This window comes from Agathobaculum sp. (assembly GCF_022775115.1).
GTDB lineage: Bacteria > Bacillota > Clostridia > Oscillospirales > Butyricicoccaceae > Agathobaculum.
In genome coordinates, this window is record NZ_JALFLA010000018.1 from 18,476 (window position 1) to 40,870 (window position 22,395).

At 62.1% G+C, this 22,395-nt stretch carries 21 protein-coding genes; 19 read left to right on the plus strand and 2 right to left on the minus strand.

Annotated features, from left to right (window positions below; translation table 11 throughout):
• The first annotated feature begins 82 nt into the window (after window positions 1–82).
• On the plus strand, window positions 83–1,948 hold the full coding sequence (locus tag MR935_RS02740; RefSeq protein ID WP_290570818.1) for a DUF4914 family protein: 1,866 nt from the start codon (window positions 83–85) through the stop codon (window positions 1,946–1,948).
• A 67-nt stretch (window positions 1,949–2,015) separates the two neighbouring features.
• On the opposite strand, the gene tsaA is transcribed toward MR935_RS02740, so the two are convergent.
• Entirely contained in the window at window positions 2,016–2,705 is a 690-nt protein-coding gene (gene tsaA, locus MR935_RS02745) for a tRNA (N6-threonylcarbamoyladenosine(37)-N6)-methyltransferase TrmO (RefSeq protein ID WP_290570820.1), read from the minus strand.
• 156 nt (window positions 2,706–2,861) lie between these two features.
• On the opposite strand from tsaA, the gene MR935_RS02750 reads away from it, so the two are divergent.
• From MR935_RS02750 to MR935_RS02775, 6 genes are all read left to right on the plus strand, one after another.
• Window positions 2,862–3,542 carry a response regulator transcription factor gene (locus MR935_RS02750; RefSeq protein ID WP_290570822.1) on the plus strand — a complete coding sequence of 227 codons (681 nt, stop codon included), beginning with the start codon at window positions 2,862–2,864 and terminating at the stop codon, window positions 3,540–3,542.
• Between the two features lie 3 nt (window positions 3,543–3,545).
• Window positions 3,546–5,000 carry a sensor histidine kinase gene (locus MR935_RS02755; RefSeq protein ID WP_290570824.1) on the plus strand — a complete coding sequence of 485 codons (1,455 nt, stop codon included), beginning with the start codon at window positions 3,546–3,548 and terminating at the stop codon, window positions 4,998–5,000.
• A gap of 118 nt (window positions 5,001–5,118) precedes the next feature.
• Window positions 5,119–6,549: a trypsin-like peptidase domain-containing protein gene (locus MR935_RS02760; RefSeq protein WP_290570826.1), complete on the plus strand. Its 1,431-nt coding sequence runs from the start codon at window positions 5,119–5,121 to the stop codon at window positions 6,547–6,549.
• A 657-nt stretch (window positions 6,550–7,206) separates the two neighbouring features.
• A complete protein-coding gene (locus MR935_RS02765; protein ID WP_290570828.1) occupies window positions 7,207–8,226 on the plus strand; it encodes a methionine ABC transporter ATP-binding protein in 1,020 nt (339 codons plus the stop codon).
• Window positions 8,213–8,875: a methionine ABC transporter permease gene (locus tag MR935_RS02770; RefSeq protein ID WP_290570830.1), complete on the plus strand. Its 663-nt coding sequence runs from the start codon at window positions 8,213–8,215 to the stop codon at window positions 8,873–8,875. The genes MR935_RS02765 and MR935_RS02770 overlap by 14 nt, the downstream gene beginning before the upstream one ends.
• A gap of 43 nt (window positions 8,876–8,918) precedes the next feature.
• Complete coding sequence (locus MR935_RS02775; protein WP_290570832.1) at window positions 8,919–9,740, plus strand: MetQ/NlpA family ABC transporter substrate-binding protein; 822 nt, start codon at window positions 8,919–8,921, stop codon at window positions 9,738–9,740.
• 118 nt (window positions 9,741–9,858) lie between these two features.
• Here the strand turns inward: MR935_RS02775 and fabD are convergent, their stop codons facing one another.
• Entirely contained in the window at window positions 9,859–10,776 is a 918-nt protein-coding gene (gene fabD, locus MR935_RS02780; RefSeq protein WP_290570835.1) for an ACP S-malonyltransferase, read from the minus strand.
• A gap of 150 nt (window positions 10,777–10,926) precedes the next feature.
• On the opposite strand from fabD, the gene MR935_RS02785 reads away from it, so the two are divergent.
• The 12 genes from MR935_RS02785 to MR935_RS02840 all read left to right on the plus strand — a co-directional run bounded on the left by MR935_RS02785 (window position 10,927) and on the right by MR935_RS02840 (window position 22,187).
• A complete protein-coding gene (locus MR935_RS02785; RefSeq protein WP_290570837.1) occupies window positions 10,927–11,907 on the plus strand; it encodes a beta-ketoacyl-ACP synthase III in 981 nt (326 codons plus the stop codon).
• A gap of 19 nt (window positions 11,908–11,926) precedes the next feature.
• Window positions 11,927–12,874, plus strand: coding sequence for an enoyl-[acyl-carrier-protein] reductase FabK (gene fabK / locus MR935_RS02790; RefSeq protein WP_290570839.1), 948 nt, complete (start codon window positions 11,927–11,929; stop codon window positions 12,872–12,874).
• 42 nt (window positions 12,875–12,916) lie between these two features.
• Window positions 12,917–13,645, plus strand: a complete 729-nt coding sequence (gene fabG / locus MR935_RS02795) for a 3-oxoacyl-[acyl-carrier-protein] reductase (protein ID WP_290570841.1) — start codon at window positions 12,917–12,919, stop codon at window positions 13,643–13,645.
• Between the two features lie 97 nt (window positions 13,646–13,742).
• On the plus strand, window positions 13,743–14,972 hold the full coding sequence (gene fabF / locus MR935_RS02800) for a beta-ketoacyl-ACP synthase II (RefSeq protein WP_290570842.1): 1,230 nt from the start codon (window positions 13,743–13,745) through the stop codon (window positions 14,970–14,972).
• A 6-nt stretch (window positions 14,973–14,978) separates the two neighbouring features.
• Entirely contained in the window at window positions 14,979–15,437 is a 459-nt protein-coding gene (gene accB, locus MR935_RS02805) for an acetyl-CoA carboxylase biotin carboxyl carrier protein (protein ID WP_290570843.1), read from the plus strand.
• Window positions 15,438–15,518: 81 nt separating this feature from the next.
• The gene (gene fabZ, locus MR935_RS02810; RefSeq protein WP_290570844.1) at window positions 15,519–15,944 is read left to right on the plus strand and encodes a 3-hydroxyacyl-ACP dehydratase FabZ; all 426 of its coding nucleotides are present in this window, start codon (window positions 15,519–15,521) and stop codon (window positions 15,942–15,944) included.
• A gap of 13 nt (window positions 15,945–15,957) precedes the next feature.
• A complete protein-coding gene (accC, locus tag MR935_RS02815; RefSeq protein WP_290570845.1) occupies window positions 15,958–17,301 on the plus strand; it encodes an acetyl-CoA carboxylase biotin carboxylase subunit in 1,344 nt (447 codons plus the stop codon).
• Window positions 17,302–17,319: 18 nt separating this feature from the next.
• On the plus strand, window positions 17,320–18,195 hold the full coding sequence (gene accD / locus MR935_RS02820; protein ID WP_290570847.1) for an acetyl-CoA carboxylase, carboxyltransferase subunit beta: 876 nt from the start codon (window positions 17,320–17,322) through the stop codon (window positions 18,193–18,195).
• On the plus strand, window positions 18,188–19,006 hold the full coding sequence (locus tag MR935_RS02825) for an acetyl-CoA carboxylase carboxyltransferase subunit alpha (RefSeq protein WP_290570849.1): 819 nt from the start codon (window positions 18,188–18,190) through the stop codon (window positions 19,004–19,006). The genes accD and MR935_RS02825 overlap by 8 nt, the downstream gene beginning before the upstream one ends.
• Window positions 19,007–19,011: 5 nt before the next feature.
• Entirely contained in the window at window positions 19,012–19,236 is a 225-nt protein-coding gene (gene acpP / locus MR935_RS02830) for an acyl carrier protein (protein WP_290570851.1), read from the plus strand.
• 252 nt (window positions 19,237–19,488) lie between these two features.
• Window positions 19,489–21,270 (plus strand): translational GTPase TypA, encoded by a 1,782-nt coding sequence (gene typA / locus MR935_RS02835; RefSeq protein ID WP_290570853.1) that lies wholly within the window; start codon window positions 19,489–19,491, stop codon window positions 21,268–21,270.
• A 272-nt stretch (window positions 21,271–21,542) separates the two neighbouring features.
• Window positions 21,543–22,187 (plus strand): endonuclease III domain-containing protein, encoded by a 645-nt coding sequence (locus MR935_RS02840; protein WP_290570855.1) that lies wholly within the window; start codon window positions 21,543–21,545, stop codon window positions 22,185–22,187.
• Window positions 22,188–22,395: the final 208 nt, after the last annotated feature.

Here is a 22,395-nt window from a genome sequence, read left to right on the forward strand (position 1 = left end):
AAGAGAGAAATGGCGGGCCTGTGTATGACGCGCCGCCCCGCGCCGACAGGCGTATACGCGGTGCGAAGGGAGGATGATATAGATGAACTCATTGCTGGACAAATTTACCTTTGACCCGGAGCTGCTCGATGTGATCTCCAACTGCCGGGCGGTCTGGGTGCCCACGACCAAGGCCGAGCTTTATGAGATGTGCTTTGGTGGTGACCGCCGCTTTAACGTTGTATACGATGTGCCCGGCAGAGGGCCGGTCAAGGAGTGCGATGTGACGCGCTGCAAGAACGGCGCGGCCATCAACTATGTGGAGGACTATATGCGCCGCCGCGACCCTGACTGTATGCGCATCGCCGACGACGGACCGACCGACAAGCCGCGCTTTCAGGATGTGTACGGCTATCCCTTTGACAAGCTGCGTAAGGAGACCATGGAGTGGTTCAAAACGCAGGAGCTGATCTTCATGCCCTTCAATTCGGGCGGCAATGAATACGGCTACCCGTCCATGCTGGTCTGCCCGAAGAACGCCGCGTTCTTTGCGTTTGCGCTGGCGCATTTGCAGGGCTTTATCTCGGCTTCGGAGTGCGAGGGCTTCCGGCCGCGCGCGTTCGTCTATGTTGCGCCGCCGTTCCGGCATTCCCACTTTGAAGGCAGGCAGGTCTGCGTGCACAACCGCATGGAGCACTGCCACGAGGTATTTTCGTATAACCTGTATCCCGGCCCCTCGGCCAAGAAGGGCGTATACTCCATCCTGCTCGACATCGGCGAGCGGGAGGGCTGGGTGACCGCGCACGCCTCCTGCGGCCGCATCGTAACGCCGTATGAGAACGAGCTGGTCATCATGCACGAGGGCGCCTCGGGCGGCGGCAAGAGCGAAATGCTGCAGGATATCGCCCGGCTGGAGGACGACAGCGTGCTGCTCTCGACCAACACCGTCACCGGTGAGGAGACCGTGCTCAACATGGGCACCACCTGCCGCATCGAGCCGGTGTGCGACGATATGGCCACCTGCTATCCCGCGCTGCAAAACGGCAGCGGCAAGCTGGTGCTGGTGGACGGCGAGGCCGGTTGGTTCCTCCGCATGGACGGTGTGACCCACTATGGCTGCGACCCGGTCTACGAGCGCATCTGCACCGAGCCGGACGAGCCGCTCTGCTTCTTCAATATGGAGGCGCACCGCGGCGCGACCTGTCTGATCTGGGAGCATACGCTCGATTCCAACGGACAACCCTGCCCCAATCCGCGCGCCATCGTGCCGCGCGACAAGGTGCCGCGTATCGTCACCGAGCCGGTCGAGGTAGACGTGCGCACCTTCGGTGTGCGTATGCCCCCGTCGACGGCGGAAAACCCGAACTACGGCATCATGGGCATGATGCACGTCATCCCGCCCGCGCTGGCATGGCTGTGGCGCTTGGTCGCGCCGCGCGGCTTTAAGAACCCGTCCATCGTTGGCGGCGGCGAGCTGAAGAGCGAGGGCGTCGGCTCGTACTGGCCCTTTGCCACCGGTCTGCGCGTCAAGCAGGCCAATCTGCTGCTCAAGCAGATTTTGAGCTGCCCGAACACCCGCTATGTGCTCATCCCCAACCAGCACATCGGTGTTTACAAGGTCGGCTTTGCGGCGGAGTGGATCACCCGCGAGTATCTGGCGCGCCGCAACGGCCGCGTCAAGCGCGAGGGCCTTGAGCCTGCGCGCTGCCCGCTGCTCGGCTACGCGCTCAAGGAAATGAAGGTCGATGGACAGAAGATCCGCTCCAAGTACCTGCGCCCGGAGCTACAGGATCGCATGGGCGAGGCGGGCTACGATGCCGGCGCCAAGATTTTGGTCGACTTCTTTGCCAAGGAGCTGAAAAAGTTCGATACGCCCGAGCTTGACCCGGTCGGCAAGCAGATTATCGACTGCTTCATGAAGGGCGGTACGATCGAGGACTACGAGGCGATCACGCCGACCCACTTTTAAGCGGCAATGTAAAAATGGAAAACGTCCCCAAGCAGGCTGCTTGGGGACGTTTTTTCGCATGGCCGCGTTAGTCTATTGGCTCAATGGCGACAACGGTCAGCGTGTCGCTGTCGACGGTGAAGCGCACCTCAAAGCCCGCGAAGGGGAAGCCGTACACGCGGCCGGGCAGGTGCTGATAACCGGGGCGGGGATCGTGGGCGAGAACAGCGCGCAGCGCCTCCTGCCGGTCGGCGGGCAGCCGGGCAAGCAGCGGGGCGGGGCAGCACACCCGCAGCACACCCTTCCGGCTTTGCAGGGCGAAGCCGCCCGCGGCCTCCGGGTGCGCGTCGGTGTAGGCGAGGTAGGGCTTGATGTCCAGAATGGGCGTGCCGTCCATCAGGTCAGCGCCCGAGATGTGGAGCACCGGGCCGTCGGGCGTTTGCAGCGCGGCGCGGTCAAGGCGGACGGACGACAGCCCGATCGCGTTCGGCCGAAAGGGTGAGCGCGTGGCAAACACGCCGACACGCCGGTTGCCGCCCAGCTTGGGCGGCCGCACGGTGGGCGACCAGTCCGCGCGCACGGCCTCGGAAAACTGCCAGATCAGCCAGAGGTGGCTGAACGCCTCGATGCCGCGCAGCGCGTCGGCGCTGCGGTAGGGCGGCTCGAAGACGATGCGGGCAGGGGTGTCGGCCAGTCCGCTCTGGCGGGGAATGCCGAATTTGGTGGGAAAATCGCTGCGGATGCGCGCGATGATATGCATGGGGATGGTATCTGACATGGAAAACGTCCTTTGCAGTTGATGGTATCAGTATAACATGCCCGCGCGGCGCGCGCAATGGAGGGCAATACCGTGCCTTTTACAAATCGTTAATGCTTTTTTTCGTGTGCGGCGGTATAATAAACTTGATATAACTGGAAAGCAGGGGGAGAACATATGACAAAAAAGATACTGATCGTCGAGGATGAAGCCAATATCCGTGAGCTGCTGCGCTTGTACCTTGAGCGGGAGGGCTATACCGTGGTCGAGGCCGAAAACGGCGTCGAGGGCATCAAGCTATGGAAAACCGAAAAGCCGGATATGCTGCTGCTGGACGTGATGATGCCCGTGATGGACGGCTGGGCGGTCTGCAAGGAGATCCGTCAGAGCAGCGACGTGCCTATCATCATGCTGACCGCCAAGGGCGAGACGGCTGACCGTGTATCCGGCCTGGAAATGGGCGCGGATGATTATATCGTAAAGCCGCTGGAAATGCCCGAGGTCATCGCCCGCGTGCGCGCGGTGTTCCGCCGCATCGCGCCGGACGATCAGCCGGAGAAGATCGCGTTTGACAACCTCATCATTGACAAGCAGGCCTATGATCTGGTCATCAAGGGCAAGCGCGTGGACGCGCCGCCCAAGGAGATCGAGCTGCTGTACTATCTCGCCTCCAGCCCCAACCGCGTGTTTACGCGCGCGCAGCTGCTCGACGATGTGTGGGGCTTTGACTATTTCGGTGATACCCGCACGGTGGATGTGCATGTCAAGCGTCTGCGTGAAAAGCTCGAGGGCGTGTCCGACAAGTGGGAGCTGAAGACGGTCTGGGGCGTCGGCTACAAGTTTGAGACCAAGGAGTAGGCCATGGGCAGACACAGCTTTTTCTTCAAAAACTATGTCTCGCATGTCGTGCTGATCGTGCTGGCATTTGCGATCGCGGGCAGCATGTTTTATTACCAGATGGGCAGCTACGCGCTCAAAACCAAGCAGGATGAGCTGCATACGACGGTCAAAAGTCTGGCCGAGCAGACCAAGCTGATGCAGCAGAGCGATTCGCAGGATTTTCTGGACTTTTACATGCTGTCGGTCGCGCGGATTGCCAAGGAGGATGAGATCACCGTGCTCGTCACCGACGAGCAGGGCGTGGTCACGCTGATCGCAGGGACGGACGGGCGCGCGGTGCTGTCGCCGGGCTATTTTATTGCGCCCGCCGCGGCGCAGCAGATACGCACCACCGGCAGCTATGCCGCAGTGGGCACGATGGGCGTGTTCACCGAGGCGTCGACCTATGCGGTCGGCACGGGCGTGACCGACGAGAACGGCCAGCTCACCGGCATGGTGTTCGTCTCCACCAAGGACACTTCGGTCGCCGGGATGATCCGCCACTCGACGCAAACGCTCGTGCTCATCCTGCTGGCCACGCTGACGGTGGCGCTGCTGCTCTCGTTCATGATTTCGCAGCACATGACCCGGCCGCTCGGCGTGATCGCCGCGGCAGCCAAGGAGTTCGCGGCGGGCAATTTTGAGGTGCGCGTGCCCGAGGATAACCACTGCTACGAGATCGACGAGCTGGCCGTCTCGTTCAACAACATGGCGCGTGACCTTGACCAGCTCGAGGAGCTGACGCGCGGCTTCATCTCCAACGTCAGTCATGAGTTCAAAACGCCGATGACCACCATCGGCGGCTTTGTGGACGGAATGATCGACGGTACCATCCCGCCCGAGCAGTATGATAAATACCTGCACATCATCGCCGAGGAGACCCGCCGTTTGTCGCGCATGGTGGGGCGTATGCTGGATGCGGCGAAAATTCAGTCGGGCGAGCTGCTGCTCTCGCCCGCGCCGTTTGACTTTACCGAAATGACGAGCCAAATCATCCTGTCGTTTGAGCAGAAGATCGAAAGGAAGGGGCTTGCGGTCGAGTGCGAGCTGACCGACCGCCTGATGGTCATGGGCGACCGAGACCACCTTTACCGCGCGGTGTACAATCTGGTGGACAACGCGGTCAAATTTGTCGACGCTGGCGGCAAGCTGACGCTGCACGCCTATCCGGATGGGGATTTTTGCAGATTTTCCATCCGCAACACGGGTGCGGGCATCTCGGACGAGGACCTGCCGCATGTGTTCGACCGCTTTTACAAGGCGGATAAATCGCGCTCGATGGACAAAACAGGCGCGGGACTGGGGCTGTATATCGTCAAAAATATCATCAATCTGCACGGCGGCGAGATATCGGTCTGCTCCCACGATAGGGAAACCAAGTTCGCCTTCACCCTGCCGCTCGCGCCGCCGCAGCTGCCGGGCACCAAGGCGACGTGACCATCCCGTCCGCTGGCGCACGGGCGCAAAGTTCAGAAAACGTTCACATTGTCTTCAACAAAACGCCACACAGCGGCTCTAGAATAAAGCCATCAAAACGGACAGGAGGCCATGGATCATGGATGACTTTAACTATAATAACAAGAGCGGCGACTCCCCCTATCAGCAGGGCGGCGGCTATCACCAGCCGAGCCAGTGGCAGCAGGAACAGCCGTCCGCCGCACAGCAGGGTGAGGAACCCCGCACCCCCTATCAAACGCCCGTGCAGCACCCGGAATACCGTTCCGCACCCTATGGGCAGCAGCCTTACGGCAGCGGGCAGATGCCCGGCGGCGCACCGCATACGCCGCCGCAGCCGCCCAAAAAGCGCGGCCACGGCGCGGTGATTGCACTGTGCAGCGTGGCGGCGGCCTGCCTGTTGTTTGCGGGCGGCGCAGTGCTCGGCTATTTTGTCACCGGCGCGGACGGCCAGCCCGGCGACACGCAGGCGGACGCGGGCAAGTCCGGTCTGCCCACCGTGCAGATTACCGAGCGCCCGGTCTACGACCCGGATAACTACGATGTGGTAAACGGCCTTGCGGGTGAGGAGATCTACAAAAAGGTCAGCCCCTCGATCGTCTCGGTCGTGTCGAACGCGGGCAGTGGCTCAGGCGTTATCATGAGTGAGGACGGCTATATCATCACAAACAATCACGTCGTTGAGGACGCACAGCAGGTTGCTGTCATGCTCAGCGACGGCACGCAGCTGCCGGCGGAGATCGTCGGCCTGGACGAGCAGACCGACCTTGCCGTGCTCCGCGCCACAACGATCACCAAGCTGACCGCCGCCGAGTTTGGTGATTCCGATCAGCTGCAGCCCGGTGAGTACGCATATGCGATCGGCTCGCCCGGCGGCGTGGAGCTGGCCAATACCATCACGGGTGGGCGTATCTCGGCCATCAACCGCGATATCACGATCAGCGACCGCGTGATGAGCCTGATTCAGACCGATGCGTCGATCAACCCCGGTAACTCGGGTGGCGCGCTCATCAACAAGTACGGGCAGGTCGTCGGCATCACGTCGGCCAAGATATCCGGCTCGAGCTTTGGCTCGGCGGCGTATGAGGGCTTGGGCTTCGCCATCCCGATGAACACAGCCAAGACGATCGTCGACGAGCTGATTGCAAACGGCTACATCGCCGGACGGCCGTCTATCGGTATCACCGGGCAGAACATCGACCAAGGTGTGTATATCCGCTGGATCGACCCGCGTGCGTATGCTGCAAGTGAGGGGCTGAAGGCCGGCGATATCATCACAGCGGTCAATGGTCAGCAAGTCTCGACGATGAATGAGATCAACGCGATCAAGGAAGGCATGAAGGCGGGCGACAAGATCACACTGACTGTCTACCGCATGAGCGAGGGCAGAACGATCGACGTGACCGTTACGCTGACCGACGCGCACGACCTGTCGAGCGAGAACGGGAGCACCCAGCAGCAGCAAACGCCCCAGAACGGCAGCGGCGGCTATTACTATAACGACCCCTTCTCCTATTTCTTCCGCTGGTAAGCGGCTGAAAACCGCGTAGCTCAAAAAAGTCTGCCTGCGGGCAGACTTTTTTGTGTCTGCTGCGCAGGACAGCCGTGCGGCAGGCGCATATTTTGGCGGGTTTTCTAAAGAAAGGCGTTGCAATCCGGCCGAGGGGATGCTATAATGCAAATATCTTGGGCAACACCGCACAATTGCGTTTTCCGCGCTTTGCGAAAATTTTGTGCTCTGATTTCGTTGCAATTTCTTGTAATACATCGACTAATACTGCAAAATTCTGCCTTATCAGTACACAAAATTTTATCGCAAATTGCTTTTGCCGAATTATGTGGCCTTACCCTTGCTGCTTTCCGCGCCCGGGGCGCAAAGCGCGTACATCGGGCGGGACGACAAAGGGCTTGACAAATACCGCCCGCTGCGGTACACTATAAAAACAGGCGGTAATACCTGTAAATCCGTAGGAGAAGGAGAAAATGACCATGCTGACCATGCGAATGCATCTGTGTGACATGTGCTGTTTTGCTCGTTTTGCTGCGGCGCGGGGGCATTGGCTCTCGCGGTAACGGCGCGGGCCGCTTTGTGTGCGGCTATGGCGCCAAACGTTCAGAAGGCGGGCGGAAAGCAGCTCATCTGCTTTCCGCTTTTATTTTAGGATTTTAGCTACAAGGAGGGATCGGCTTGGAGCAGGATGTCATTGTCAGCATCCGCGGCCTGAACAAGACCTTTCACGGCCGGGCGGGCACGGTGACCGCGCTTGACGGAATCGATCTGGATATTGCGCGGGGTGAAATTTTCGGCATCATCGGCCTTTCAGGCGCGGGCAAATCGACGCTGGTACGCTGCATCAATTTTTTGGAAAAGCCGACGCAGGGCACGGTCACGGTGGACGGACAGGAGCTGGGCGCGCTGGGCAAAAAGGCGCTGCTCGAGGCACGCCGCGGCATGGGCATGATCTTCCAGCAGTTTAACCTATTGCAGCAGCGCACCGCGCTTGAGAATATCTGCTTCCCGCTGGAGATCGCAGGCACGCACAAGGCCGATGCTGTGCGCCGCGCGCGGGAGCTGCTTAAAGTCGTCGGCCTGAGCGACCGCGCGGACAACTACCCCTCCCAGCTTTCGGGCGGGCAGCAGCAGCGCGTAGCCATCGCCCGCGCGCTTGCCACCAAGCCCAAGATACTGCTGTGCGACGAGGCGACCAGCGCGCTCGACCCGACGACCACGCGCGCCATCCTTGCGCTGCTCAAGGAGATCAACCGCGCGCTCGGCATTACCATCATCGTTATCACACATGAGATGGCGGTCATCGAGGAGATATGCCAGCGCGTGGCCATCATTGATGCCAGCCGTATCGCTGAGGTCGGCGCGGTCGAGCAGGTGTTCACGCGGCCGCAGTCGGCCATGGCCAAGCAGCTCATCTACCCGGACGGCAAGCGGGACGGGCTGGCTATCGGCAGGCATTATTGCCGCATCGTGTTTGACGGTAACTCGTCCTTCGAGCCGGTGGTGAGCAATATGGTGCTCGAGTGCAAAGCGCCGGTCAATATCATGTTTGCAAACACCAAGGACATCGACGGCAAGGCCTACGGTCAGATGCTGCTGCAGCTGCCTGAGGACGAACGTGCCGCGCGGCGCGCGCTGGCCTATCTGCAAACGCAGAACGTGCATGTAGAGGAGGGGGACGCGGATGATTTCACCTGAGCTTTGGGGGCTGATCGGCCGGGGCATTTTGGAGACGCTGTACATGGTCATCGTCTCGACGCTGGCCTCCTACCTCATCGGCCTGCCGCTCGGTCTGCTGCTCGTGGCGACGGCAAAGGACGGTGTGCGGCCGATGCCCGCGCTCAACGCGGTGGTCGGCGTGATCGTTAATATCCTGCGCTCGATCCCGTTTTTGATCCTCGCGGTGCTGTTTATGCCGGTCACGCGCGCGATCGTCGGCACGACCATCGGCTCGACCGCGACTATCGTGCCGCTGACCATCGCGGCCGCGCCCTATGTCGCGCGTATGGTGGAAAGCTCGATCAAAGAGGTCGGCTTTGGTGTGATCGAGGCCGCGCAGTCGATGGGCGCAAGCCCGTGGCAGATCGTGACCAAGGTGCTCGTGCCCGAGGCCAAGCCCTCGCTGCTGGTGGGCGCGGCTATCTCGATCGTCACCATCCTCGGCTATTCGGCGATGGCCGGCTTTATCGGCGGCGGCGGATTGGGTACGATCGCGCAGAATTACGGCTATAACCGAAACCAGACCCCGCCGATGATCGTTACAGTCGTGCTACTGGTCGTGATCGTGCAGATCTTCCAGACCATCGGCCTGAGGCTGTCCCACAAGCTGGACAAGCGCAATAAATAACTTTTGTCGCAAATAACCCATATATAAAAAAGGAGAGAACATCATGAAGAAGAAAGTTGCACTGGTGCTGGCGGGCACACTGCTGACCGCCACGCTCGCAGGCTGCGGGGGCGGCAATGCGGGCGGAGACAAGCTGGAGGTCATCAAGGTCGGCGCGACCCCAACGCCGCATGCGGAGATCCTGAACGCGGCCAAGGACATCCTTGCCGAAAAGGGCTATGACCTGCAGATCACCGAATTTACCGATTACATCCAGCCCAATGTGGCCGTAAACGACGGCCAGCTGGATGCCAACTACTTCCAGCACCTGCCCTATCTGGAGCAGAAGTGCGCGGAGGAGGGCTATGCGCTCGTAAACGCGGGCGGTATCCACTATGAGCCGTACGGCCTCTATCCCGGCAAGACGGCCACCATCGACGCGCTGCCGGACGGCGCCACGATTGCTGTGCCCAATGACGCGACCAACGAGACTCGCGCGCTGCTGCTTTTGCAGGATCAGGGCCTAATCAAGCTCAAGGACGGCATCGACGCGACGCAGATGGCCACCGTGCTGGACATCGTAGAAAATCCGAAGAACCTGAATATCAGTGAGCTGGCTGCCGAGCAGATCCCGCGCTCGCTACAGGATGTCGACATGGCTGTTATCAACGGCAACTATGCGCTGCAGTTTGATCTGAACGTCAACGATGACGCGGTGGCCGCGGAGTCCGCGGAATACGGCTCGGTCTATGTCAACGTGATCGCTTGCCGCGCGGGCGATGAGAACAGCGACAAGATAAAGGCACTGGTCGAGGCGCTGCACTCGGACACGGTAAAGCAGTTTATCGAGGAGAAGTATCAGGGCGCGGTCGTACCGACGTTCTGAAGCAGACGCGCCGCCGCAGGACTTGTAAAGCCGCACCGGGCGTGACAAAAGAAGGGTGAAAGCATGGCTTTCACCCTTCTTGCTATGTCTGCCGTGTGTGGGATAGGTTGGAGCAGGCTCACTCAGCAGCCGCGCGCACGCCCGCCATGTCGCCCGCGGCCTTGCACACAAGCGCTTTGCTGATTTTGCCCGCGAAGCCGGTGAGCGTTGTACCCGGGCCGACCTCGCGTGCGGTGGTCAGTCCGGCGTCCAGCCCGTTCTGCACCAGACGGCTCCAACGCACGGGCGAGACCATATGCCGCTCCAGATGGGCGGGCAGATCGTCGGTGCTCAGCACCTGCCCGTCGAGGTTAGAGTATATGTCCATCTGCGGGGCGGAGAAGGTAAAGTCCGCCGCGTAGGCGCGCAGCTCGGCTGCGGCGCCGGCCATCAGCGGCGTGTGGAACGCGCCCGATACGGCCAGCGGCAGCGCGCGGCGCGCACCGGCGGCCTTGCAGTTTTCGATCGCCTGTGCGAGCGCGGCCTTTTCGCCCGCAATGACAAGCTGCCCGGGGCAGTTGTAGTTGACCGGGCGGACAAGGCCGCTCGTCACCTTGGCGCAGGCGTCCTCGATGGCCGCGTCGTCCAGCCCGAGGATGGCGGCCATGCCGCTGTCGATCGAATCGGCCGCCTGCTGCATCAGCTTGCCGCGCATCGAGACGATTTTGACCCCGTCCGCCGGCGAGAGCACGCCCGCAGCGGTCAGCGCGGTGTACTCGCCCAGCGAGAAGCCCGCAGCGGCGCGGAAGGTGACGCCCAGCTCCCGCAGCGCGGCCAGCGCGGCCAGCGAATGAGTGAAAATGGCGATCTGGCTGTTTTCCGTGCGGGAAAGCGTGTCCTTATCGCTGTCAAAGCAGAGCTTTGCTATGTTAAGACCGGCGCCGTCGCTCGCCTGCTCAAACACCAGCCGGGCGGCGGCGCTGTTTTCGTATAGATCCTTACCCATGCCCGGGGTCTGCGCCCCTTGGCCGGGGAAAAATGCGAAACCGTATTCCATTTGTTTTTCCTCCAAATCGTTGGCCAACCCTCTGAAAAGGTTGACAATACTGCTGCCTTTTATTATAATAGGTGAGGAATACTTTGTCAATCAAACTATCGTCGCTTTTCCGCGCAACAGGGGGAAGCGATTTCATTTGGGGAGAGGAACATGCAGAGCAAAATGCTTGGAGTGGGCAGCTATGTGCCCGAGTACCGCTTGACCAACGCGGAGCTGGAACGGCTGGTCGAGACGAGCGATGAATGGATCGTGCAGCGCACCGGCATACACGAGCGCCGCATCGCCAAAGGAAAGAGAACGGCGGACATGGCGCTGGCCGCCGCGCAGCAGGCGCTGGCTGACGCGGGCGTAGCGCCCGAGGAGATCGATCTGATCCTCGTCTCGACCGTCACGCCGGACAGCCTGACGCCCACGGTGGCTTGCCGGGTGCAGGCCGCGCTCGGCGCGAAAAACGCCGCCGCGCTGGATTTCAACGCCGCGTGCAGCGGCTTTGTGTACGCGGTGGAGATGGCGGACAGCTACATCCGCTCCGGCAAGAAAAAGCGGGTGCTCGTCATCTCGGCCGAGCGTTTGCACAGCGTGATCGACTATACCGACCGCACGACTTGTGTGCTGTTCGGAGACGGCGCGGGTGCGGCTGTGTTTGCGCCGAGCGGGGACGGGAGCGGCGTGCTCTCGACCTACTCAATGGCGGACGGCACGATGGGCGACGCGCTGTATATCGGCGCGCTGCCGGTCGAGGACGATCCTTTCGGCGCGTCGCGCCCGACCGTGACAGATACGCGCTACCTGACGATGGCGGGCAACGACGTGTTCCGTTTTACTGCCACTGCCGTGCCCGCGGCCATCGACAAGGCGTTGGAGCAAGTGGGCAAAACGGCCGACGAGGTCGACTGGTTCGTGCTGCATCAGGCAAACCAGCGCATCATCAAGATGGTCGCCAAAAAGTATGGATTGGATGAGCGCAAAATCTACATCAACATGGACCGCTTTGGCAACACGTCGAGCGCGTCCGTGCCGCTGTGTCTGGCGGAGATGAAGCAAAAGGGCTTGCTGCATGAGGGGCAGCTTATCCTGCTGGCCGGCTTTGGCGGCGGGCTGACCTATGGCTCGGCACTGATTCGTCTATAAAGGAGAGGGGTATACTATTATGCATACAAAAATCACCAAGCTGCTTGGGATCGAATATCCGATCGTGCAGGGCGCGATGGCGTGGGTCGCGGAGCATCATTTGGCGGGTGCGGTGTCCGCGGCGGGTGGTCTGGGCATCATCGCGGGCGGCGCAGCGCCGGCCGACGTGATCCGTGATGAGATCCGTAAGGCGCGCGCGATAACGGACAAGCCGCTCGGCCTGAATATCATGCTGCTCTCTCCTAATGCGGATGACCTTGCTCAGCTGGCCATTGATGAGAAGATCGAGGTGCTGACCACGGGCGCGGGCAATCCGGGCAAATATATGGAAAGCTGGAAGAATGCGGGCATCAAGGTCATGCCGGTGGTCGCCTCGGTCGCGCTGGCCAAACGCATGGAGCGCGCGGGCGCGGACGCGGTCATCGCAGAGGGCATGGAAGGCGGCGGCCATATCGGCGAGCTGACCACCATGCCGCTCGTGCCGCAGGTGGTGGACGCGGTCGATATCCCAGTCATCGCGGCGGGCGGCATCGCGGACGGCCGCGGTATGGCGGCGGCGCTGCTGCTGGGCGCGGAGGGCGTGCAGTGCGGCACGGTCTTTCTTGCCTCAAATGAGTGCTTTATCTCGGATAAGTATAAGGAGCTGGTGCTGGGCGCGAGCGATATCTCGACCGTTGTCACCGGCCGTCCCTCGGGGCATCCGGTGCGCGCGCTCAAGACCCCGCTGGCGCGCAAGTGCCTGAAGCTGGAGAAAACCCCGACCGACCAGTCGCTCGAGGAGCTGGAGGCTGCGACGGCGGGCGCACTGCGCAAGGCCGTGCAGGACGGCAACTATGAGGAGGGCACCTTTATGGCTGGACAGATCGCGGGTATGCTCACCGCGCTGCGCCCGTGCGCGGATATCATCAAGGGCATGGCCGGAGAGGCCGAAGCGTTGCTGAAAAACGCCTATCAGCGGTTTCAATAAGTGCAAAGCACGGCCGAGACCCGTGCCAAACGAGGAGGAAATATGGGTATTGCAATCGTGACCGGCGGCTCGCGCGGCATTGGCGCGGCCATCGCGGAAAAGCTGGCCAAGGATGGCCACGATGTCGTTATCAATTGTGCATCCTCGGTCGAAAAGGCCGAGGCGGCGGCGCAGGCGTGCCGCGCGCACGGCGTGAAGGCCTATGTCCGCCAGTGGAACGTGGCCGATTACGCGGCGTGCGAGGCGGCGCTGCGGCAGATCAAGGAGGAGCTGGGCGCGCCGGATATCTTGGTAAACAACGCGGGCATCACCAAGGATGGCCTGCTTGTCCGCATGACGCCCGCGCAGTTTGAAGCGGTCATTTCGACCAACCTTGTCGGCGTGTTCAACATGACGCAACTGGCCGGTGCGATGATGATGCGCGCCAAAAGGGGCAGCATCATCAACCTCTCGTCAGTCGTGGGCTTGACCGGCAACGCCGGGCAGGCCAACTACGCGGCCAGCAAGGCGGGCGTCATCGGCCTGACCAAGTCTGCCGCCAAGGAGCTTGGCGGGCGCGGTGTGCGTGTCAACGCGGTCGCGCCCGGCTTTATCGAAAGCGATATGACCGATGTATTGCCCGAGGATGTGAAAAAGGCTATGCTGGCGCAGATCGCCATGAAGCGCTGTGGTCAGCCGGAGGAGGTCGCCGCGCTGGTGTCCTTCCTCGCCTCGGACGCGGCAAGCTACATCACCGGGCAGGTGCTCGTCGTGGACGGCGGTATGCTGTAAGGCGCGCGCACGGCAAACCATGGATGACGTGCAGAAGCAAGGGCCGCGCAGGGCGCTCGGTTCGGCGGCAGAGCGAGGGAGAAAAGGAGTGTTTGAAGTGGAACGAGTTGTAATCACCGGCATGGGCGCGATCACGCCGGTTGGCAATGATGTGGAAAGCTACTGGGCGGCGCTCAAGGCAGGCAAGTGCGGCATTGGGCCGATCACCCGGTTTGACGCGAGCGAGTTCAAGGTAAAGCTCGCGGCTGAGGTCAAGGACTTTGACGTGACGCAGTATGTGGATAAGCGCGAGGCGCGCCGCATGGACGCCAACTGCCATTTCGCGCTGGCGGCGGCGCAGCAGGCGGTCGATCAGGCCGGACTGAAGGAGGGCAGCTTTGACCCCTACCGCGTGGGCGTGATTTTCGGCTCGGGCGTGGGTGGCCTGCATGTGACCGAGGAGGAGATCCCCAAGCTCAACGAAAAAGGGCCGGGGCGTGTTTCACCGCTGTGCATTCCGGAGATGATCGCCAACATGGCGGCGGCTTACATTTCGATGCGCTTTGGCTTCAGGGGTGAAAATTTCTGTCCGGTCTCGGCCTGCGCCACGGGCAACCATGCCATTGGCGAGGCCATGCGCGCCATCCGCCACGGCTATCAGGACGTGGTCGTGTGCGGCGGCACGGAAAACGGCATCATCCCGATCTCGATGGCCGGCTTCCAGAATATGAAGGCCGTGCATCTGGGCGATGACCCGTCGTGCGCGTCCATTCCGTTTGACGCGCGGCGCTCGGGCTTTGTCATGGGCGAGGGCGCGGGCTGTCTCGTGCTTGAGAGCCTGACCCATGCGCAGGCGCGCGGCGCGGCCATTTTGGCTGAGGTTGCGGGCTACGGTGCGACGGGCGACGCATATCATATTACCAGTCCCGATCCCGCGTGCGACACAGCCGCCCGTGCGATCGCAAATGCAATCGCGGATGCGGGGCTGACCCCGGCGGACGTGGATTATATCAACGCGCACGGCACTTCGACCCCGCTCAATGAGAAATATGAGACGCTTGCCATCAAAAAGGCGTTCGGTGAGGCGGCGCGGCAGGTCAAGGTCTCCTCGACCAAGTCGATGACCGGCCACCTGCTGGGCGGCGCGGCCGCGATCGAGGCGGTCGCCTGCGTCATGGCCATCCGGGACGGTGTCGTGCCGCCGACCATCGGCTACGAGCAGCCCGACCCCGAGTGTGACCTCGACGTTACGCCCAATCAGGCAGTCTCGATGCCGGTTCGCGTGGCGATTTCCAACTCGCTGGGCTTTGGCGGGCATAATGCCTGTATCCTGTTTAAGAAGGTGTGATGCTTCATGGATATCAATACGCTCAAGAACGTCGCCGTCGAGTTGATGGACGCGCTCAAGACCCGCGGTTTGGGTGAAGTCTCTATCGAGACGGACGACGTCAAGATCAAGATCAAGGCCAAGGAGGCCGCGCCGGTCGCGGTGCAGACACCTGCTGCGCCTGTGGCCGCATCCGCACCGGCCGCCGCCGCGCCCAGTGAGCAGAGTGCGCCGGACGATACCCTACCCGCGGGCACGCCGGTGACCGCGCCGCTGGTGGGCACGTTTTATTCGTCACCCGCGCCGGACGCGCCGCCCTTTGTGCTGGTCGGCCAGAAGGTCAAGCGGGGGGACACCTTGTTCATTGTAGAGGCGATGAAGACCATGAACGAGATCAAAGCACCGTGCGACGGCACAGTCGCGCGTATTCTCGCACAGCCGGGCGATTTGGTTGAGTATAATCAGGTCGTGGTCGTGCTGGAGTGAGGCGCGGCGGGCGCTGTCCAGCGCGTGCTTTGCGCGCGGATTTTGCCGCAACCAATGTTTTAACGGAGAGAGATGTAGAATATGCTGAATAAAGAGCAGATCATGGCGATCCTGCCGCACCGGCCGCCCATGCTGCTGGTCGATGAGATCGTCGAGCTGGATGAGGAGCACGCGGTCGGCCTGCTGCATCTGACCGGCGAGGAGTTCTTTTTCCAAGGGCATTTCCCGGGAAACCCGATCATGCCGGCCGTCTTCCGGCTGGAGGCGCTGGCGCAGGTGGGCGGTGTGGCGCTGCTGTCCATCCCGGAGTTCCGGGGCAAAACGGCGGTCTACACCGGCATCGACAAGGCCAAGTTCCGCGCGATGGCAAAGCCGGGCGACACGCTCCGCATGGAGGTGCGCTTTGTCAAGCGCCGCGGCCCGATGGCAGTGGCCGAGGGCGTTGTTTGGGTGGGCGACCAGAAGGCCGCCGAGGCTGAGATCAAGTGCATGGTCATCATGGACTGAGACGGAGAGAGCAATGTTTCAAAAGGTACTCATCGCAAATCGCGGCGAGATCGCGGTTCGCATCATTCAGGCCTGCCGCGACCTCGGCGTGATCGCGGTCGCGGTCTATTCCGAGACCGACCGCGAGGCGCTGCACGCGCAGATCGCGGATGAGGCCGTGTGCATTGGCCCGGCGCGCGCGTCGGACAGCTATCTGAATATGGAAAACATCATCTCGGCGGCGCTGGCCTCGGGCTGTCAGGCCATTCATCCGGGTTTTGGCTTTCTGTCCGAAAACCCGGACTTTGCCGAGCGTACCACGCAGGCCGGACTGGCCTTTATCGGCCCGACCTCGGCCACCATCCGTTTGATGGGCGACAAGTCCGAGGCCAAGCGCACCGCGATTGCGGCGGGCGTGCCCGTCGCCCTTGGCACGGACGGGCCGGTGCGGGATTTTGACGAAGCCATCGAGCAGGCCGCGCGCATCGGCTACCCAGTCATGCTCAAGGCGGCCTCGGGCGGCGGCGGCAAGGGCATCCGCTTTGCACGCAGCGTCAAGGAACTGAAGAGCGCGTACGACGGCGCGGCCGCTGAGGCGATCGCAAACTTTGGCGACGGCCGTCTGTACATGGAGAAATACATCGAAAACCCGCGCCATATCGAGGTGCAGGTGCTGGGCGACAATTACGGCAACGTGGTGCATCTGTTCGAGCGCGAGTGCTCGATCCAGCGCCGCCACCAGAAGCTGATCGAGGAAGCACCCTCGGCGTTCGTCACACCCGCGCTGCGCGAGCGGATGACAAAGGCGGCGGTCGAGCTGGCAAAGCGCGTCGGCTACCGGGGCGCGGGCACGATCGAATTTCTGGTCGATCAGGAGCGCAATTTTTACTTTTGCGAGATGAACACCCGCATTCAGGTCGAGCATCCCGTCACCGAGCAGGTGACCGGCGTCGACCTTGTGTGCGAGCAGATCAAGCTCGCCGCCGGCGAGCCGCTCTCCTTCGGGCAGGACGAGCTCGCGCTGCGCGGACACGCGATCGAATGCCGCATCAACGCCGAAGACCCCAGCCGGGACTTCGCGCCCTGCCCAGGCAAGCTGGTTTCGCTGCATCTGCCGGGCGGGCCGGGCGTGCGCATTGACACGGCGGCCTATCAGGGCTATACCATTCCGCCGTTTTATGATTCGATGATCGGTAAGCTGATCGTCTACGGCGCAGATCGGCAGCAGGCCATCGCCCGGATGCGCCGTGCGCTGGCTGAGATGCTGTTTGAGGGCGTCGTGACCGGTGCGGATTACCAGATGCGCATTTTGCGTTCCAAGGCATTTGAGCAGGCGGATTTTCACGTCAACTCGATTGCACAGGGCGCTTTCGACTGATAAGAGAGGAGGATATCCATGGGGCTGCTTGATCTGTTCCAAAAAACGAGAGAAACCTCGATGGAGATGAAGCCGCCGGAGGAGGACGAGGGCAAGGTCGTCGCTTGCAAGGGCTGCGGCGCGGAGCTGAAGGCCTACACCTATGGCAAAAACCTGTATGTTTGCCCGCACTGCGGCCGCTACGGCCGGCTGCTTGCGCGCACACGCATTCGGCAGATCGCGGACAAGGATTCCTTCCGTGAGCTGTTCGCCGGCCTTGCGCCTGCCGACCCGATCCAGTTTCCGGGTTATGCCGAAAAAACGGCCGAGCTTGCCGAAAAGGTCGGTATGCCGGACGCGGTCAAGACCGGCGTATGCCGCATCGGCGGGGTGGAGACCGGCATCGGCGTGATGGACAGCCATTTTCTGATGGCCTCGATGGGCTCGGTCGTTGGTGAAAAGCTGACCCGCCTGTTTGAATACGCGACCGAAAAGAGCCTGCCCGTCGTGCTGTTTACCTGCTCGGGCGGCGCGCGGATGCAGGAGGGCATGTTTTCGCTGCTGCAAATGGCCAAGGTGTCCGCGGCGGCGCGCCGCCATTCGGACGCGGGACTGCTGTATATCACCGTGCTGACCGACCCGACCACAGGCGGCGTGACCGCCTCGTTTGCCATGTTGGGCGACATCATTCTGGCCGAGCCGCGCACGACCATCGGCTTTGCCGGCCGCCGTGTGATCGAGGGCACCATCGGCCAAACGCTGCCGGAGGATTTTCAGTCGTCAGAGTTCTTGCTTTCGCACGGCTTCTGTGATAAAATAGTTCCGCGCAATAAGCTCAAGGGCACGCTCGAAACGCTGCTCAAGCTGCACACGCAGCCCAAACCGAAGAAATGGCAGGTGTGGCGCAATGATTGACCGTTCGGCAAGCGAAAAAATGCATATCATCCACGATACCAAGCGGCCGATGCTCAGCGACTATATTGAAAGCCTGTTCGATGACTTTATCGAGCTGCACGGCGACCGCTATTTCGGCGACGATCACGCGATCATGGCGGGCGTGGGGTATTTCTGCGGCAGTCCGGTGACCGTTATCGGCCACCGTAAGGGCCGCACGATCGAGCAGAACATGGACGCGAATTTCGGCATGGCGCACCCGGAGGGCTACCGTAAGGCGCTGCGCCTTGCCCATCAGGCTGAGAAATTTGGTCGTCCGGTCATCAACTTTGTCGATACCGGCGGCGCGTTCTGCGGCGTGGGCGCGGAGGAGCGCGGGCAGGGCGAGGCCATCGCCCGCTGCCTGTATGAGTTTATCGAGCTGCGCACGCCGGTCATCTCGATCATCACGGGCGAGGGCGGCTCGGGCGGCGCGCTGGCGCTGGCCGTGGCCGACCGGGTGCTGATGCTCGAAAACGCGCTGTACTCGGTTATTTCGCCGCGCGGCTGTGCGTCCATTTTGTGGAAAGACCCCAAGCGCGAGGCCGAGGCCGCCGACACGCTGCGCATCACCGCGCAGGATCTGCTGGGCTTTGGCATGATCGAAGGCATCATCCCGGAGGGGACGAGCGGCGCGCAGCTGATCCGCAACGTTGGCAAGGCGATACGGGAGCAGCTCGCTGCCCTCTGCGCGGAGCGCAGCATCGACGCGCTGCTGCAAAAACGGTATGAAAAATTCCGCAAGATCGGAGTTTTCAGACAAATAAATCATGAAAAAATCGAAGGAGTGTAGGACCCATGTTTGAGAAGATCTGCGAGCTGCTGGCTGATAAGTTTGACGCCGACGTCTCCACCATGACCATGGATACTAAGATCAAGGAGGATCTGGGCGCGGATTCGCTTGACATCGTCGAGATGATCATGGACGTTGAGGAGAATTTCGGCGTCAAGATCCCGGACGAGGATGCCGTGCAGATGAGCACCATCGGCGACATCGTCAAGTATATCGAGGAGAAGCAGTAAAAAGCTATGGCTGTAAGCGGTTTGCGCTTGCAGCCATTTGTTTTGCGCGGCGGACGGAGCGCGCGGTTCTGTGCGCCGGGGGCTTTGCCCTATCCGGATCCGAAAGGGTGGCGGAAAAGCGTGTTTCAGCTTTTTTTTACAGTTTTCTGCCGGTCGGTGCGTGCAATTTTGATGATAAAAGTAGTAGAAATGCACGGGCAAACAAAGTATAATAATAGCTGCACGAAAATAACCGCTTTAGGAGGAATAGATATGATCCGTAACGATCTGCGCAACATCGCCATCATCGCGCACGTCGACCACGGCAAGACCACCATCGTCGACGGACTCTTCAAGTTCTCCGGCAGCTTCCGCGACAACCAGCAGGTCGAGGAGTGCCTCATGGACTCCAATGACCTCGAGCGCGAGCGCGGCATCACCATCACCTCCAAGAACGGCTCCTTCCGCTACAAGGACTACACCATCAACATCATCGACACCCCCGGACACGCCGACTTCGGCGGACAGGTCGAGCGAGTCCTCAAGATGGCCGACGGCGCCCTCCTCCTCGTCGACGCCCAGGAGGGCCCCATGCCCCAGACCTACTTCGTCCTCAAGAAGGCCCTCGCGCTCGCCCTCCCCATCATCGTCGTCATCAACAAGATCGACAAGCCCGCCGCACGCCCCCACTGGGCCGTCGACCAGGTATTCGACCTCTTCGTCAAGCTCGACGCGCCCGACGAGCTCCTCGACTTCCCCGTCGTCTACGCCTCCGGACGCGACGGCTACGCCATCGACAACCTCGAGGACCCGCACCGCGACCTCACCCCCCTCTGCGAGCACATCATCAAGCGCATCCCCCCGCCCTCCGGCTCCCCCGACGGCCCCCTCCAGGTCCTCGTCTCCACCATCGACTACTCGCCCTACCTCGGACGACTCGGCATCGGCAAGATCACCAGCGGACAGCTCAACATCAACAAGGAAATCGCCGTCGTCATGCGCGACGGCTCCATGAAGCCCGCCCGCGTCACCAAGGTCTTCCGCTTCGAGGTCAACCAGAAGGTCCCCTGCGACCACGCCATCTGCGGCGACATCGTCGCCATCTCCGGCATGGACGACGTCACCGTCGGCTGCACCTACACCGACCCCGAAAACCCCATCCCACTCCCCCCCACCGAGATCGACCCGCCCACCATCTCCATGAACTTCATCCCCAACGACTCCCCCTTCTCGGGACGCGAGGGAACCTTCGTCACCTCCAGACACCTCGCCGAGCGACTCGCACGCGAGATCATGTCCGACGTCGCCCTCCAGGTCGAGCCGCTCGGCGAAGGCATGGGCTTCAAGGTCTCCGGACGAGGCGAGCTCCACCTCTCCATCCTCATCGAGAAGATGCGCCGCGAGGGCTACGAATTCCAGGTCACCAGACCTCAGGTCATCTTCCACGAGGAAAACGGCGTCAAGATGGAGCCCTACGAGGAACTCACCATCGACGTCGACGAGACCTGCATGGGCGCCGTCATGGAAAAGCTCGGCATCCGCAAGGGACGCATCCAGACCATGGACACCGCCAACGGCATGGCCAAGCTCACCTACCTCATCCCCACCCGAGGACTCCTCGGATACCGCTCCGAATTCCTCACCGACACCAAGGGACTCGGCGTCATGAACTACATCTTCCACGACTACGAGCCCTACGCCGGCGAAATCCGCTTCCGCACCCGCGGCGCCATGGTCTCCATGTGCACCTGCACCACCGTCGGCTACGCCCTCTTCAACCTCCAGGAGCGCGGCAAGCTCTTCGTCGGCCCCGGCATCGACGTCTACGAGGGACAGGTCGTCGGCGAGCACTGCCGCGAGGGAGACCTCCTCGTCAACCCCGCCAAGGCCAAGAAGCTCACCAACATGCGCGCCTCCGGCTCCGACGAGGCCATCATCCTCACGCCCCCCGTCACCATGTCCCTCGAGGAAAACATCGCCTACATCGACGACGATGAGCTCGTCGAGGTCACCCCCAAGTCCATCCGCATCCGCAAGATCCGCATCCACAAGTAAGCGGTCGGCGGCATACGGCGCGACGGTGCCCTCACGCCTCCTGATGGCGAGGGCTTCGCCACACACACACGCACAACAAGGGCGCCGCGGACGTCAGGCTCCCCCCCGATGTCCGCGACGCCCTCTTTGTGCACGAACGCCCCTCCCATCCCCCCACACACGACGGCTGCCGCGCCCGCCCCTCAGACGGCCTTTTTTTCCAGCACAGAGTTGCCGGACAGGGTGAGGCCATTACAGTGAGACAGTCAGACACATCCGATGAGGGCATCGCTATGGAACAGACAGGAAGGTCAGAGAGCGAACGGATACGCGACGGCTACCGACGCCTGCGCGAGCAGTATGGCGCCCAGGCCTGGTGGCCCTGCCGCAGCGGCCTGCGCTGGGAAATCGTGGCCGGCGCCGTCCTGACGCAGAACTGCGCCTGGCAGAATGTGGAGCGCGCCCTGGAGCGCCTGACGGCGGCGGACGCCCTCGCCCCCGAGGCCATGCTCGCGCTGGAGTCCCCGATGCTCCAGGAGCTCATCCGCCCCGCCGGCTTCATGCGCCAGAAGGCCGCCTACCTGAAGGCCGTGGCCGCGTTCGTCCTGGAGCACGACGCGGCGCTGGCCTCCGCCCCGCCGACAGCCACGCGCGACTGGCGCGACCGCCTGCTGTCCGTCCGGGGCATCGGACGCGAGACGGCCGACGACATCCTCCTCTACGCCTATGGCCTGCCCGTCTTCATCATCGACGCCTACACGCGCCGCTTCTGCGCCGCCGAGCTGACCGTGGACGCCACCCTCCCCTACGACCGCCTGCAGACGCTGTTCGAGAGCTCGCTCCCGTGCGACGTGGAGCTCTATCAGCAGTACCATGCCCTCATCGTGGAATGGGGCAAGGCGCACCGCCGCCCGCGCCCCAGCGGCAAACGTGACTGACTTGAAAAAAGCGTCGCGACAGCGGCGCGACCGATTTCCGCCGAGCAAAGCGAGGCGGCGGAAGATCCCCACCACTGGGCCGGAAGTTCTCCGCGCGGAAGCGCGGGATGTACCGACGGCGTCCTCGCCGTCGGTTAGGGAAGCGGGCGAAGCCCGCGCCTGCGCCGCGTCAGCGGCGCGACCGATTTCCGCCGAGCGAAGCGAGGCG